The organism is Blastomonas sp. CCH1-A6, assembly GCF_001556365.1.
Classification (GTDB): Bacteria; Pseudomonadota; Alphaproteobacteria; order Sphingomonadales; family Sphingomonadaceae; genus Blastomonas; species Blastomonas ursincola.
Genome location: NZ_LSIS01000457.1, coordinates 1 through 867, shown reverse-complemented (window position 1 = coordinate 867; position 867 = coordinate 1). Strand labels below are relative to the sequence as shown.

General features: G+C 62.9%; 1 protein-coding gene and 1 pseudogene. Both read right to left on the bottom strand.

Annotation, left to right across the window (positions count from 1 at the left end; translation table 11 throughout):
• Positions 1–252: 252 nt before the first annotated feature.
• A pseudogene (locus AX735_RS20580) lies at positions 253–516 on the bottom strand (DUF2285 domain-containing protein).
• A gap of 139 nt (positions 517–655) precedes the next feature.
• Positions 656–867: XRE family transcriptional regulator (locus AX735_RS20575; protein WP_156447562.1), on the bottom strand; the 212-nt coding region annotated here is incomplete at its 5' end.

The window sequence follows — 867 nt, the reverse complement described above, 5'->3', positions numbered from 1 at the left end:
CGGCTGAGATAGCCGATGGCGATATCCGAATATTGCAGCGCGTCGTCCCCGGCCTGGTCCGAGGGCGCGCGCCAGTCCTTCTCAGGCGGCATCGAAACCCTCCCAAGCATGGCCCTCTGCGGAGCGCGTTGGAAGATGTTCTCAGCCGTGCGACCTTGGAGAAGTCCTGCCGGGCACGCGGGCGCATAGCGGATTCAAGTCAGCGTTCTGAACGGATTTTCCGGGGCGCCGCCGTGTGGTCCGAGGCCGCGCTCAGTTCCGCGGCGGGCGCAGATAGTGCCGATAACCGGTCTCGGTCATCCAGCGCGCGCGGACGAGATGCGAGTCATAGACGCAGCGGGCGCGTTCCGGTTCGGCGCCAGGGTCGATCCCGAAGATGATGCGGACGGCTTCGCGTCAATCGGCATTTTCGTCGGCCGCATCGAGCAGCCGCCAATAGGTCCGATGATGGCGCTCATCATAATCGGTGACATGGGGCGCGTCGGGGGCGCGATCCTCGAAAGCGGCTATCGCCATCGCCTCGTTCCGCTCTCAGCCATTGCCCCCTGCGCCTGCTGATTTACCGAATATACACCATAATGGACCGAAGTAATCACGCCGCCTGTGCTATGCCCGCATGAGGGCGCGAGTATAACTCTGCGGCTATCGGCACTCACTACTTTGGGGATTTCTCCGCCTCGCCGCGCACCAGCATGACTCCTTCGCCGCGTTCCGAGGCAAGGAAGACGATGCCCGCGTCCTCCAGCGCCTTGACCACCTGATGACGGGTATCCTCGCGCACGGGCAGCTTATTCTCGGATTCGAGGCGTTTAAGCGCAGTCAACGCAACAAGGGCCTCGTCGGCAAGCATCTCCTGGGTCCAATTGA